The organism is Algoriphagus sp. AK58, assembly GCF_014324365.1.
In the GTDB taxonomy this organism is placed as follows: domain Bacteria; phylum Bacteroidota; class Bacteroidia; order Cytophagales; family Cyclobacteriaceae; genus Algoriphagus.
This window is the reverse complement of record NZ_QEIG01000022.1, coordinates 102,852-115,768: the sequence shown is the minus strand read 5'-3', so window position 1 is coordinate 115,768 and position 12,917 is coordinate 102,852. Positions and strand designations below refer to the sequence as shown.

The window sequence follows — 12,917 nt, the reverse complement described above, 5'->3', positions numbered from 1 at the left end:
AGCAATTAGAATCCAGCAACATTAAGTCGGCCATTGGTCGCCACTCTTCCATTCAGGGAAGGGGTAGCAACAGCAGAACTCAAAATCGCATTTTTGATCTGAGTCGCAGAAGCACCCGGATTCAATGAGGCGTACAGGGCAGCTGCACCAGATACATGTGGGGTTGCCATAGACGTACCGTTGTAGCTGGCATAGCCCGAACCAATGGTAGCATTCTTGCCTTTTCCTACAGCCACTGGTACTGTTGACCAGATTCCAGAACCGGGGGCTCCGATATCTACTGAAGTTGCGCCAAATTGAGAGAAGGAGGATAAAGCACCAGAGCTAGTGATAGAAGCTACTGCAATGATATTTTCAGAAGAATAGCTAGAAGGATAACTTGGCGTGGCATCGTTGTTGGTACCTGAATTGCCAGCTGCAGCGATAAATAGAATCCCAGCTGCACCTGCGCGATCAATGGCATCTTTCAAAGCTTGAGAGAAGCCTCCACCACCCCAAGAGTTGTTGGTAGCCACAATATTCAAATTGTGACGAGTCTTCAAATCGGTGAAATAATCAACCGATTTGATCGCATTGGCTGTAGTTCCTCCCTGACTTCCCAAGAATTTTGCTCCCATCATTTTCACGTTCCACACCACCCCGGCAACACCTTTGGCATTTCCACCTACGCCACCAATAGTGCCGGCCACGTGGGTACCATGATCGTCCGCAGTTCCATCAAATAGGGAACTGTTGTTTCCGGCGAAATCCCAGCCGTAAACATCGTCAATCAGTCCGTTTCCGTCATCGTCAACCCCATTTCCTGCAATTTCACCGGGATTGACCCCTGCATTGGCTGCTAAATCCTCATGAGTATACATATAGCCCTCATCGATAATTCCGATGTAAACTGTGGAGGATCCGAGTTTATTTGCATTCCATGCAGTGGCAGCTCCGGAACCAAATTGGTTGTTATTGGCTGACATACCCCAAAGCTGACCACCTGTAAAGTAGGTGTCATTGGAGGTAGCAAAGTGGTTGTAAATCCAGTTGGGCTCAGCATATTCTACCTCTGGCATGTTGCGAAGTCGCTCGATGGCTTCCAAGGTACCTAAGTTACTTTGTACCAGAAGCAGGTCTCCACTTGGACCACTCTTACGGGCATTTGCCAACTCCATAGCCTCGGTTTTGATTTCTTCCACTACTTGAGCTTGAATCATTCCCAAAATATCCTGGGAAAGTCTGGAGCCTACAGTGGTCGTTTTGTACTTGATTAATAGCTGACCCGGAACGAATTCTTGGTGTGTTACTCGCTGCACTGCGTCAGAAACGGCTACTTCATTTTCGATGATTTCACCGCAGGATGCTGCTAAACCCAACAGGGCTGAAAAAGACAGCACAGAATAAAGTTTTCTCATAAGGTAAATTTGGTTAATGATTTCTAGAAAAGTAAGTTATAGTCCGAACATTCACAAAACATTTAATTATTAAACAGAACTTATTTTTTCAGTTAATTCATAACGCATTTCATTGACAAAAAATGTACTTTTATTAATTTAAAAACTGATAATATAGTTTACTTAATTTCATAATTGTAAAAAACAAGAATAATGATTCTCCAGAGTACACCTTCATTTTGAAGTAAGAACTGGAGTAGACCGCTTATTTTTCTGCCGATTTTAAGATTGTCTTAACCGCTCCACCTGGCACAATTTTCAACATGCCTTCTTTGGTACTCTGCCAAATCAAATAAAAAGGTCCACGAGAGCGATTGCGCTGCATCAAAAAGGATGGGTGAACGTATTTTTTCTCACCTGGCAAATTGGAATGATTCAAGGCGAGGTTGGCTGCCGTGGAAGAAAAAATATTCTTCTTTTCCCCTTTTTTATTGAACATCTCGACCTTTAAATCCTTGTAGTCAAAAATCATATCCACATGGGCAGATGCCTCGGTAGCCTTAATGACTAATTTCAGTCTATCCATGTGGCCGGAAGTCACATCCCCATTCATAATGGGCTTCATGGTAGAATTAAGGGTAGTCAGATCAAAGTTTTTCAATTCTACTTCCAAATTGAAGGCTTCCTTATCATAAGGGACTTTCAACTTGAAATCCAATATTCCTTCCCCTTTGACTTTTCCTTTCACAGAAGCATCAAAATGCTCCAGTTGGTTTTGAAATTCAGGAATGGTAGTGACGTTGACGATATGACCGTTGAGTTCTGTCCAATGTAATTCCCATGACTCCCCTTTTTCAGGAACATTTTCACTGTAAGCGATGTGACCATTGACCAAAATCAAGGAGTCCAACTTAAGCGGAAAATTCACTTTTTGTAACATTCCTTGAAACATGGGTTTGATTTCATCTTTTGGACGAGGCTTACTTTTATTCCTAAAATCTTTGAGATTAAGTCCTGCAACAGTGAGCTTATCCGCCCTAACATCCAAATCACTCTGAAACCTGCTATTAGATTCCAACCCCATAAACACCATGGAATCCAGCTCTACATTGATCAAGTCGGTCTGAAATTGCATTTTTTGGGAGGCCTTTTCCAGAGATTCAGAATAGGTAAAACTCAAGTTTTCAAATTTCACCTTGTCTTCCGCCGTGTCAAAAGTAAACTTGCCTAGGTTGACTTGCTGCCCCTGAAGATCATAAAAAAGACTGTCTATATGGAGACTGATGCGGTCATACTTAAACGGAATCATGTTGTTCCAAACCAAGGAATCTGTTACAAGCCCAGTAGCCAAAATATCCAGCCTTTTCAAATACCCTATCTCCTTGCCTTCATCCAAAATCAAAGCACTACCCTTTTCTATCTGAAATTCTTCCAGCAATCCTCTGGAAAGTATGTCACCGAAAAGACTTTTCAATTCATGATCAGATGCCTTTTTTTTAGACTCCCCAGCCTTGTGATGGATAACAAAATCAGCATTTATGAACTTCAATTTTTCAAGGGTGAGATCTTTCTCCAGTACCAGCTTTTTCAAATTGATCCCACTTAAATAGGCTACATCTACCTTTCCCTTTACAAAAGAGTTTGAAACACTATCCAATGGAATGATTTCAACTTCATCGATCTCGATACTTCGTTCCACTATATTGAAATCAACCTTTGTAAACAAAAAATCATATTTTCGATCAGGCTTGCTGTTGATCATGTTAACTAGATTTTTATTGATCCAGGCTTCGCCTAATAAATATACCGCCCCCGCAAAAAGGACAATTATCCCTATTACGCTCCCAAAAAAAATCAACACTTTTTTCACCTTACTATCTATTGAAATAATACCAAAACACTTATTTAAATTACTGAAAAATGATTTATTTCAAGTAAATAATTTTTAGAAACAATATCAGAGAGGAACCTTAATTTTTTAGACCAAAACACCTCAACTCATCAAAAATACTTTAATCAATCTAAGACAATTTAATAGATTTGAGGATGAAGCAAACATTCTTTCTCCTTTTGTTTTCAATTCTTGTGACGGGCAGCACTATTGCCCAAGAAATCAAAATTTTAACCTACAATATTTTTCATGGTGAAATGCCTGAAAAACCGGGAACGCCCAATTTTGAAAAAGTCAGTGATCTTTTTGTTTTGATGCAACCGGAGGTCGTAGCTCTTCAGGAAGTGGATTCACTTACAGGCAGGTACTTGACACTATACCCTGATTCTTTGGACCTTATCAATAAGTTTATCAGGGAGACAGGTTACCGAGGCTATTTTGGCAAAGCGATGAATTACGATGGTGGCGGATACGGAGAAGGCCTTTTGGTGAAGAAGGGATCCAAGTACCACACGATCCAATTGCCCAATCCCGCCGGTGGAGAGTCCCGTGCAATGGCTTGGGTAAAAGCAGAATTGAAGACTTTGGAGGAATTTTATTTCGGGGGTACTCACCTTTGTCATGAATTCTCCGAAAACAGGATCGCCCAACTTGACTCCATTCTATCCTACGCCGAAACCTTGGACAAACCCGTCATCTGGGCAGGAGACCTGAATTTCACCCCAGACTCGGAAGAATACAAAAGAATTCCAAGCCACTGGAAAGAAGCCGGGGCCGTAGCCGGAAATACCCAAAACACCTATGGAACAGCAGAAAATGGGCTTAGGATCGACTATATCTGGTATGATTCCAGAAAATTTGAATTGGTAGAATACAAAGTCATAGAAGTACCCTACTCCGACCATTACCCAGTCTGGGCGATCCTAAGAATGAAAAAAGAACCACAATGACCTCCCCGACATTCAAAATTCTCCGTTGGGCCCTGCCCGTTATCTTGGTCATTTTTGCTTCCTCTTTTCTTTTATCCAAGAAAGAAAATCCAGATTGGATTGAACTTTTCAATGGCAAAGACCTAAAAGACTGGACACCAAAAATCCGAACCCATGAGTTGGGAGTAAACTATGCAAATACCTTTCGGGTAGAGGATGGAATGATGAAAGTCCGATATGATGGATATGAGCAATTTAACCAGCAATATGGCCATATCTTCTACAAAAAGCCTTTCTCCTATTACCTTTTGACCGTGGAGTACCGTTTTGTGGGCGAACAATGCCCGGGCGGAGAAGGATGGGCATTGCGAAACAGTGGCGCCATGCTCCATTGTCAAGATCCAAAAACCATGCTCAAGGATCAGGATTTTCCAATTTCGATCGAAGCTCAGTTTCTGGGAGGTAATGGCAACGATCCCCGCAGCACTTGTAACCTCTGCACTCCAGGAACCAATGTCGTGATGGGCGACACGCTTTTCACTCCTCACTGCATCAATTCCAAGTCTCAAACTTACCACGGAGATCAGTGGGTCAAAGCCAACTTCATCGTGATGGGAAACAAAGAAGTGCATCACTTAGTAGGTATGGACACCGTGATCAGTTACTACAAACCTCAAATTGGAGGTGGAAATGTGTCCCCCGTGGACCCTAAAATAAAAATGGATGGCAAGCTGATCGAAGGGGGCTATATCAGCCTACAAAGCGAAAGTCATCCTATCGATTTTAGAAGAGTAGCGGTATTAGACCTGACCAAAATCAAGGACAACCCTGTAAAACTTCAAGAAACAATCAAAAAAGCCCTAAGTACAAACTAATAAAGGGAGGTCCTTGAAGACCTCCCTTTTGTTTTCCTGTTAGTTGGAATTCATCAAATTCTGACTTTGGTAGTTCCTCCACCTTTTAGGGTAATTTCCACAGGTTTATTCGTTTTCCAGTGGCCTCCTGTGAAATCAGGGACATCGATGGAATTGGATCGGTTAGCCACAGACCATTCACTCAATGGGGTGATACAGCTCCAAAGTGCGGCATCGTACACATCCTGATCCAGCGGAAGTCCATTTCTCAGACAATCGATCAGCCTCCAATCCATCATAAAGTCCATGCCCCCGTGTCCACCGATTTGCTTGGCAAGCTCGCCTACTTTCTGGACTATTTCAGGAGTATATTTTTCTTTCAATGCCATCATCTCGTCTTCTTTCATCCAGCTATGACCTTTGGATACTTTTTGGTCAGGGTATTTTTGGGCATAACCTTCAGTACCACTGACCACGTGCAATCTTGAATACGGACGCGGCGAAGTCACATCATGCTGAATCATGATAGACTTACCTTTCTTGGTTTTCACCACAGTGGTATTCATATTTCCCCTATAGTTTTTAGCCGCGTAGGAGTTCCAAAAAGTGTCCTTCTCAGCCAGTTCCTGCGCCTTTTTCTTCATTTGGAAATCATTGGACGACACCGAAGTCAGGTAATCCATCTGATCCCCTCGGTTGATGTCCAAAATCTGACAGATTGGTCCCAAACCGTGAGTAGGGTACAAATTTCCGTTTCGGAAGTTTTCTTCCAGTCTCCACATGCCCTGATAGCCTTTGTCCTTGTCAAAATTAAGCCAAAGCAAATCATGGATGTACGCACCTTCCACGTGAACTACCTCTCCGAAAAATCCCTCACGAGCCATTTTCAAAGTCATGAGTTCAAAGAAATCATAGCAGCAATTTTCCAATTGCATGCAGTGCTTTTTGGTACGCTCGGAAGTCTCTACCAGCTGCCAGCATTCGTCAAGGGTGCGCGCAGCGGGCACTTCCACCGCAGCATGTTTTCCAGCTTCCATGGCAAACACAGCCATGGGTACGTGCCATTCCCAAGGTGTGGCGATGTAAATCAAATCCAGATCCGGACGCTCACACATTTTTTTCCATGCATAGGCGCTTCCGGAGTAAAGTTCGGGTTGATGAATGGTGCCTTCCAGCGATTTTTTGGCCTTTTCTGCACGTTCAGGAAGTAGGTCGCACAGTGCTTTGATTTCCACACCTTCGATTTTGCTCAGACGGTCTACAGCCCCTGGACCTCTCTGTCCTAATCCGACTACGCCTACGCGTACCGTTTCAATTTTGGGTGCAGCAAAGCCGGACATATTAAAGGTCTGGATTCTTGATTCTCCATATTTAGCCTCAAGGGGAAGGACTTTCATAGAATCAGCGATGGCACTTCCTGCGCCAAAGAGGCCTAATCCAGCCAACCCGGTGGATTTCAAAAATTCTCTTCGTTTATTCATAGCATTGAAATATTTTCTGGGTTATTGTAAAGGCTATTTACTAAAAAAATTAAAAAAGTTCCTACCAGACATCAGAAAGCAATAAAAAAAGCCGGAAGCAATCGCTACCGGCATTTCCCTCAATTTGAAAGCACTATCAATTATCTATAACCCAAACCACCCTTAGGCGGACTTAGTCTTGCATGTAGTTATCCCAAAAACAGCATAGAGCGGACAAAAGCTGATGATACTTGTCAGGATGAATATGGCTGCCACCACCCAGGCTATTGTTCCGATTACACCCTCCACGACGCCAAGAAAATAAAGCGCGATTAACACTACAGCGATCAGTAATCGGACTGTTTTATCGAGACTCCCCATATTCTTATACATGGCGTCGTGAGGTTAAGTAAAAGAAAGGACTGTTTGGCTTTAATACTGAAACAAAGCTAAAGGCTCTCAGAATTATCAACCATGACAAAAGTCACAAAGAGGAGTGATTTTCAGTCTGCTAAATAATAGTTCGCCATGATTCGCTCTGCCTTTTTTCCTTGCGGAGTAAAGTCAAGCTCTCGCTCATGCCGCTGAGGATACCACTTCCAGAAAAATACGCCTGCCAACCAATCCTTTTTCCAGGCAGTTTGAAAAAATGCTTCATAGCAAAGCGCCTGAACCTCTTCAGAAAATTCAGTTTCCCTACGTTCATTTGGCCACACCCAAGGCTTCACCGCGGCATCAATCGTATTGCAATAGCCGATTTCGGTGAATAGAACCGGCTTCTTGAATTTTCTAATTACTTTCTCAATCTGAGGAAGATAGGTATTCCAAGATTGAGTGAGTTCTTGAAGTGAAGGATTGTGATTTTTCGCCAAGGGAAAATAGGCCTGAATTCCAATGTAATCCAGGGCATCCCAAAATTTGACTTGCTCAAACTCCGTAAAATTCGCAGCATAAGTGAGCTTGCCAGAATAAACTTTTCGAACCTCGGTGATCACAGCCCTCCATTCTTTTTCTTTGGTAGAAATCTTTTCCAGCTCCGTTCCCACACATAACATGGGCATTTTTAGCTCTTCCGCCAATCGGGCATAGTCCAGAATAAACGCTTGGTAGTTTTCAAACCAGCTTTTCCAGTCTTCCTCTGATTTCATCTCGATCTCCCCTACCCAGCCTTCTCTCACCCATAGGTGTGGCTTCATCATATTCATCATCCCAAACCGGGAAGTGGAATCCAAAGTGGCTTTGATTCCCAGCGGAGTCTCTCCCCACCAGCGGCGCTCATTGCTCATATCCCAGCGGATCTCCGGGGAGTGCTTGGCTGATTGCCAACCGAAAGGGGTTTGAGAAAGAGCATTGGCACCTGTAGAAGAAAGCTCCTCCGCTTCTCCTCCTGATAATGGCTGCCTGCTGCCTACCCAACATACTCCTTTCCACTTTTCCTCTGCCTTGATTAATTCCTCCTCAGGAAATATCCACCAGCCAAAAACCAATAAAAAAACAAAGCCCACCGAGCTGAAAAGGTAAGTTGCATGAGTGGGCTTGGCCATAGGTTAGTTTTTTGGAAGTGCTTCGACTCGTATATTTTCCAGATTGATTTCGGAGAGTTTTTCCAAGCTTCCTGCTTCGAAGAGTTCCTGCATCTTGTCGAGTGGCGTGTCCTTGTCAGCAGGCTTGTAGTTGAGGTAGTTTTGGAATCGGATTCCTCCCACTTCCTGCACTCCACTCACTTCACGAAGCCTCACTCCCCCCCCATCGGTAAAGTACAGGTAAGCCATGTAATCCATCAGGTGATCTTCCTTGCCAAACCAGTACAAAAACTCATCTTCGTAGTGATCTCCCCCGCCTTCAGCTTGGAAAGTGACTCGGATGAGGTCGTATTTTTTCCCTTTGATTTCTGTCTCTCCAACAAGCGTTTTTACAGCAGCTGGATCATTTAGTCCATAAGGCAAAAAAGCAAAATAGGCCACCGAATTGACCGAACGGGAAAAAGCGCCAATGCGCTCCTCGGTCAAGGTATCGATTTTGACCCCATTGACTGTCCTCGTAAATCCTGAATTATTTAATACATCTCGCACTGTTCCAGTAGAATCGGAGAATTCACGAATGTATTCGTAAGCGTGGGGAGTTTTGAAAATCGTGTAATGAATATTTCTAAAGTCAAAATCGATCTTGACTTGTTCGTAGATCTCTCCACCATGTGCCTCGATGGCGGCATCGACAATTTTTTCGGCTTCTGTTCGCTGCTTGCAGGAAATAGCTGAAGCAACAACAACCAACAAGAACAGGAATTGGGTGATTTTCATAGTCTTAAAGATAATGGGAAAAACAGTGGAAATACTGTTGAAATACATAGATATACAATTGAAATAATACCTCCTTTGGAGGTTGAAATACTTTGAAATATTTCGCGAAGCATATTTCCCAGAGCGGAGCGAAGGGTATTTCCAATGTATTTCAATCTTCTTTCTACTGTTTTTCAATTTGATAATCCGAATACCGATACTCCGCCCTGAGAAACAAGCGTTCCCCTTTTTCATTCACCCGCCAGCTTTCTCTGGTGCCGTGAAGTTTTAATCCCTTTACCTCTTCTCCGGAAAGGTCATAGACCAAACTGCGGTGATCTTTGAGTTGGACTTCATTTCCGACCATTAAGAAAGTCACAGGATCAAAAAAGTACCACCAAGTATCAGAATCAGGGCCATAATCCACACGGATTGATTCCACTTCCTTCCCGTTTTCCAAAGTCTTTTTTCCTTCATAGATGAGTTTTCCTCCTTTATCCATCAATTTCCAAGGCTGTGCCACCGTGTAAAAAGCCCCATCAAAATCCTTCTTTTTGGCTGCTAAAAAGCCTTCATTTTGCACTTCATTTTCTCCCATTTGGTAGCGGATTTTGGCTCCATCCCAATACATCACGTGCTGAATGCTGTCTTTTTCCCAAGTGATTTTTCCTTCGAAAAAGGGTTTGAAACGAAACTCATGCCACTGATCGAGTTCGGACTCCACGTTGCCGTTTTCGTCCAAAATCCGGGTCCATTTCCGGAATTTAAGTTGAGATAAATTCTCCCAAGCCTCCTGACCTCCATGAGCTTCAATGGATTTTTCCAACAGGTCCAGTGCTTGCTGCTCAGGGCTTTTGGAACAGGAAAACTGAGTTAGAAAACTGAGTAGGATAAGAAGTCGAAGGAATAGTTTCATGCAGCAAAATTAAATATTAAGGTCATTTGATTTTTTCCAAAAAACTGGCTAAAGATTAATTGATTTCGGTTTAACAGGCAGAAAGATAAAGCGTCTCATCTCAATAAAGGATTGTTTTTTAACCACATAGACACATAAGAATCATATAGATTTTTTAAGTGAGCATATCATCTATGTGACTTCTATGTGCCTATGTGGTTTCATTTTTTTTGAGAAGTAATCCAAATAGATTCCCAGAACTACCAGACCATACTCCAAAATCAGAAAAATAGACTGCTCTTGGAAATCGGGGTTTCCATAGGCCTGATAAGAGAAGATCGCTCCAGAGCTCCACAGCAAAAAGGTCAATTTCCCCCGTAACACACTCAATCCCAAGGCCGGCAGGATATACCAAGGATGCACCACTGGCTGTAAGATTAGGTAAACCAGGTAAATCAGTACCATCAAATCAACGAGTTCGAGGAGGGATTTTGGTTGCCTCTTCAAGGAAAAATACCAGATCAGGATAACCGTGAACAAACTGAGGATTTTCGTCAAAAAAGCGATCGTATTGTATCCTTCAATCCAATACCCCACTTCACGAAGCAAGTAATAGATCGAGGCATTAAATTCAAATTTGCCCTGATACAATTGGAGGCTTTGCAAAAAATTGACCCAAGAACTATCGATAAAAAGCGGGGTGAAACTAATCAGGGTAGTGAGTCCAGTTCCAACCCAAAACCAGGCCGATTTTCTCGATTTTTCATAAACCAAAAATGAAGGACCGAGCATCAGAGGAAGGAGCTTAATTCCTATCGCAACTCCCCAAAAGCCACCTGAAAGCCCCAATTTCACTTTTTGAATCGCCCAAATCGATGCCAAAAGAAACAGCAGCACCAAACCTTCCATGTGTAAATTCCCGGTTATTTCCATGATCACCAAAGGATTCAGCCAATACCAGAAAATCCGTTTGGTGGGAAGCTGAAAAGCCATCAACAACTTCCAAAGCAGGACAAAAACTCCGATTTCCCCTAAAAGCAAAATCAACCGGAGTGTGTAATTCCCATTCCAAACGAAACCCATCGAAGCTTTGGCTCCCAACCAGAAAATCGCCTGATTGAGCGGTGGATAGACGGAATAGTAATCGGGGGAATTCAGATTATCAAAAAGTTGATTGAGATAAGCATTTTCGGGATCAAAGTTTTCCTTTTGCCATTCCTGAGGTGTTTGAGAGTATGGATTTTGGCCGATTTTCAGCATTTCTCCATCCCAAAGGAATCGAACAAAGTCATCTGACCACTGTGGAGCAAATGGAAAAACTGCCAATCGGAGGAGTAGTCCTGCAAATAACACGTTGCGAAAGCTGAGCTTTTCTCCTGCTAAAAAAAACAGCCCTGCCATTCCTGCAAAAGCCATCGAAAACAGCAAAAAAGTCAAACCAAACGACTCTCTCGGGACCCGGGCGAGGAAAAACAAGATCCCCGACATTGCGAGAATCAGAGCATACTTGAAGGGTGTTTTAATCCTGCTGATCAAAGCCCCAAATCCTTTCTCAAAGGTTCGTACACTTTCTCATTCTGCTTCCAATATTCAAGCAGCTGCATGTTGGTACGGGTGGCCGTGGTGACTTCCTGTTTTCCGTCAGGTTTAGTCCAGGTTTCGGTAAAACCAAGGATCTCGAAAGGAAAGAACTGCTGGTAACGGATGAAGATTTTTCGGCCTATTTCTGAATAAACTACCTCAATCTCGGACTGATTGGAACCCAAGTCTTTTTTGGAAATGGTTGCCTGTTCGGCCTTGAGAGGAATATGGGCAAATCGCTGAAAGATCAAACTGGGGATCAAATTGATATTTCCCATGGGCACTAGGTCCGGATTGAGCCGGATGAGATTGAAAAGCTCCTCCTCCGCTTTTGCATCGATTTTGGATTCAAAATCACCCTCTGATTCGAAGTAGGAAAATAGTTTGGCGTTGTATTTTCCACTTTTGAAATTCAACTGGGAAAAAGACTGCCCGCACCATTCGGTCACGGAGGCAGTCAATTTGGGAGAAGGAACTTCCTCATGCACTGGAGTGAACACAGACAACATGGTATGGTAAGGATAGACTCCCGTCACAAAATCTCGGGTCATATTCAATTTTATCACCTTTTGGGCATCGGATGGACGATCTTGGGGATTGTCCAGCTTGACTTGCTTGGATTTGGAAAAATCCTCCGTCACAAAGATCATCACCGCTTTTCCTGACCGAACCTCTCCATAGCGACTTTGCTCCAAGTCAAAGACATTGATTTCAGCTTTTCCCTGATACCAATATTTGGCAAATTGCTCTTCCTCTACACCTTCTCGGCCGGAGGAACTGCAAGAAGAAAGGAAAGCCAGAATTAGAAAAAGGGGGATAAATGATTTGAAATTTCGGATTTCAGATTTCGGATTTCGGTGGTTTTGGTGATAGGTGTTCATTTTCTGAATTAGAAATGATTTCAAATTACGCGATAGTGCTTCCAAACTGCCGACTGCGACTGAACACTACCTACTTATTTACCAATACTTGAAGATCGTAAAAATAATCTTATACCCCGCCCCAATCACGCCCTTCACGGTCCCGCTCACTTTGGAGACTCCAATTCGCTTGCGATAGTTGACCGGAACTTCGGTATAGCGAAGGCCAGCTTTGTGGGCTTTGATCTGCATCTCGATGGTCCAGCCGAAGTTTTGATCGACCATATTTAAGTCCAAAAGCTTTTTCCAAACGATTGCCCGAAAAGGTCCCAAATCAGAGAACTTTGCCCCTTGCATGTACTTCATCATCGTCGTCGCCAGCCAGTTGCCAAAGACCTGAGGAAGCGTCATCGATCCACTCTCCCGCTGCCCTAAGGCTCTTGACCCGATGACCATGTCGGCTTTTCCATCTAAAATCGGCTGCACCAAATCGCTCATTTCCTCCGGAAAGTCGCTATAGTCTCCATCCAAAAACACCACGATATCCGGCTGTATTTCCTGATTTTTGATCCAGTCCATGGCAGTCAGGCAAGCTTTTCCATAGCCTTTTTGGGGTTCGAAAACGACTTTGGCCCCAGCAGCTTCAGCTACTTTTCCTGTTTGATCGGTGGAATTGTTATTGGCCACGACAATGTGGCGGACAAACTTTGGAATTTCGGCAATGACTTTTGGGATGGACTTTTCCTCGTTGTAAGCAGGAATAATGACGTCAATAATCGGCGGGTGATTCAT

12 protein-coding genes are annotated in these 12,917 nt (G+C 43.3%); 2 read left to right on the top strand and 10 right to left on the bottom strand.

All coding sequences use genetic code 11. The annotated features are described in order from the left end of the window. Nucleotides 1-5 precede the first annotated feature (5 nt). Both DDT91_RS18415 and DDT91_RS18410 read right to left on the bottom strand, forming a co-directional pair. Nucleotides 6-1,397: a S8 family peptidase gene (locus tag DDT91_RS18415; RefSeq protein WP_187177663.1), complete on the bottom strand. Its 1,392-nt coding sequence runs from the start codon at nt 1,395-1,397 to the stop codon at nt 6-8. Nucleotides 1,398-1,641: 244 nt separating this feature from the next. After that, complete coding sequence (locus DDT91_RS18410) at nt 1,642-3,138, bottom strand: DUF748 domain-containing protein (protein ID WP_187177662.1); 1,497 nt, start codon at nt 3,136-3,138, stop codon at nt 1,642-1,644. A gap of 284 nt (nt 3,139-3,422) precedes the next feature. Here DDT91_RS18410 and DDT91_RS18405 point away from each other — a divergent pair, with 284 nt between their 5' ends. Further along, on the top strand, nt 3,423-4,217 hold the full coding sequence (locus DDT91_RS18405; RefSeq protein ID WP_187177661.1) for an endonuclease/exonuclease/phosphatase family protein: 795 nt from the start codon (nt 3,423-3,425) through the stop codon (nt 4,215-4,217). Then, nucleotides 4,214-5,071 (top strand): DUF1080 domain-containing protein, encoded by an 858-nt coding sequence (locus DDT91_RS18400; RefSeq protein WP_187177660.1) that lies wholly within the window; start codon nt 4,214-4,216, stop codon nt 5,069-5,071. The genes DDT91_RS18405 and DDT91_RS18400 overlap by 4 nt, the downstream gene beginning before the upstream one ends. Nucleotides 5,072-5,124: 53 nt before the next feature. On the opposite strand, the gene DDT91_RS18395 is transcribed toward DDT91_RS18400, so the two are convergent. From DDT91_RS18395 to DDT91_RS18360, 8 genes are all read right to left on the bottom strand, one after another. Then, nucleotides 5,125-6,531, bottom strand: coding sequence for a Gfo/Idh/MocA family protein (locus tag DDT91_RS18395; RefSeq protein ID WP_187177659.1), 1,407 nt, complete (start codon nt 6,529-6,531; stop codon nt 5,125-5,127). 162 nt (nt 6,532-6,693) lie between these two features. Continuing rightward, entirely contained in the window at nt 6,694-6,891 is a 198-nt protein-coding gene (locus tag DDT91_RS18390; RefSeq protein ID WP_370539341.1) for a DUF2892 domain-containing protein, read from the bottom strand. Between the two features lie 122 nt (nt 6,892-7,013). Continuing rightward, nucleotides 7,014-8,054 carry a hypothetical protein gene (locus tag DDT91_RS18385; RefSeq protein WP_255502184.1) on the bottom strand — a complete coding sequence of 347 codons (1,041 nt, stop codon included), beginning with the start codon at nt 8,052-8,054 and terminating at the stop codon, nt 7,014-7,016. A 3-nt stretch (nt 8,055-8,057) separates the two neighbouring features. Further along, nucleotides 8,058-8,810, bottom strand: a complete 753-nt coding sequence (locus DDT91_RS18380) for a DUF6503 family protein (RefSeq protein WP_187177657.1) — start codon at nt 8,808-8,810, stop codon at nt 8,058-8,060. A 163-nt stretch (nt 8,811-8,973) separates the two neighbouring features. Then, nucleotides 8,974-9,705 (bottom strand): hypothetical protein, encoded by a 732-nt coding sequence (locus DDT91_RS18375; protein WP_187177656.1) that lies wholly within the window; start codon nt 9,703-9,705, stop codon nt 8,974-8,976. A gap of 171 nt (nt 9,706-9,876) precedes the next feature. Then, nucleotides 9,877-11,172: a glycosyltransferase family 87 protein gene (locus DDT91_RS18370; RefSeq protein ID WP_187177655.1), complete on the bottom strand. Its 1,296-nt coding sequence runs from the start codon at nt 11,170-11,172 to the stop codon at nt 9,877-9,879. A 44-nt stretch (nt 11,173-11,216) separates the two neighbouring features. Beyond that, the gene (locus tag DDT91_RS18365; protein WP_255502183.1) at nt 11,217-12,146 is read right to left on the bottom strand and encodes a hypothetical protein; all 930 of its coding nucleotides are present in this window, start codon (nt 12,144-12,146) and stop codon (nt 11,217-11,219) included. Between the two features lie 78 nt (nt 12,147-12,224). After that, a complete protein-coding gene (locus tag DDT91_RS18360) occupies nt 12,225-12,917 on the bottom strand; it encodes a glycosyltransferase family 2 protein (protein WP_187177654.1) in 693 nt (230 codons plus the stop codon).

Coding starts and splice junctions, on each gene's coding strand:
- DDT91_RS18415 (WP_187177663.1), bottom strand. CDS start 1,397: ATGAGAAAACTTTATTCTGTGCTGTCTTTTTCAGCCCTGTTGGGTTTA.
- DDT91_RS18410 (WP_187177662.1), bottom strand. CDS start 3,138: ATGATCAACAGCAAGCCTGATCGAAAATATGATTTTTTGTTTACAAAG.
- DDT91_RS18405 (WP_187177661.1), top strand. CDS start 3,423: ATGAAGCAAACATTCTTTCTCCTTTTGTTTTCAATTCTTGTGACGGGC.
- DDT91_RS18400 (WP_187177660.1), top strand. CDS start 4,214: ATGACCTCCCCGACATTCAAAATTCTCCGTTGGGCCCTGCCCGTTATC.
- DDT91_RS18395 (WP_187177659.1), bottom strand. CDS start 6,531: ATGAATAAACGAAGAGAATTTTTGAAATCCACCGGGTTGGCTGGATTA.
- DDT91_RS18390 (WP_370539341.1), bottom strand. CDS start 6,891: ATGGGGAGTCTCGATAAAACAGTCCGATTACTGATCGCTGTAGTGTTA.
- DDT91_RS18385 (WP_255502184.1), bottom strand. CDS start 8,054: ATGGCCAAGCCCACTCATGCAACTTACCTTTTCAGCTCGGTGGGCTTT.
- DDT91_RS18380 (WP_187177657.1), bottom strand. CDS start 8,810: ATGAAAATCACCCAATTCCTGTTCTTGTTGGTTGTTGTTGCTTCAGCT.
- DDT91_RS18375 (WP_187177656.1), bottom strand. CDS start 9,705: ATGAAACTATTCCTTCGACTTCTTATCCTACTCAGTTTTCTAACTCAG.
- DDT91_RS18370 (WP_187177655.1), bottom strand. CDS start 11,172: ATGTCGGGGATCTTGTTTTTCCTCGCCCGGGTCCCGAGAGAGTCGTTT.
- DDT91_RS18365 (WP_255502183.1), bottom strand. CDS start 12,146: ATGAACACCTATCACCAAAACCACCGAAATCCGAAATCTGAAATCCGA.
- DDT91_RS18360 (WP_187177654.1), bottom strand. CDS start 12,917: ATGAATCACCCGCCGATTATTGACGTCATTATTCCTGCTTACAACGAG.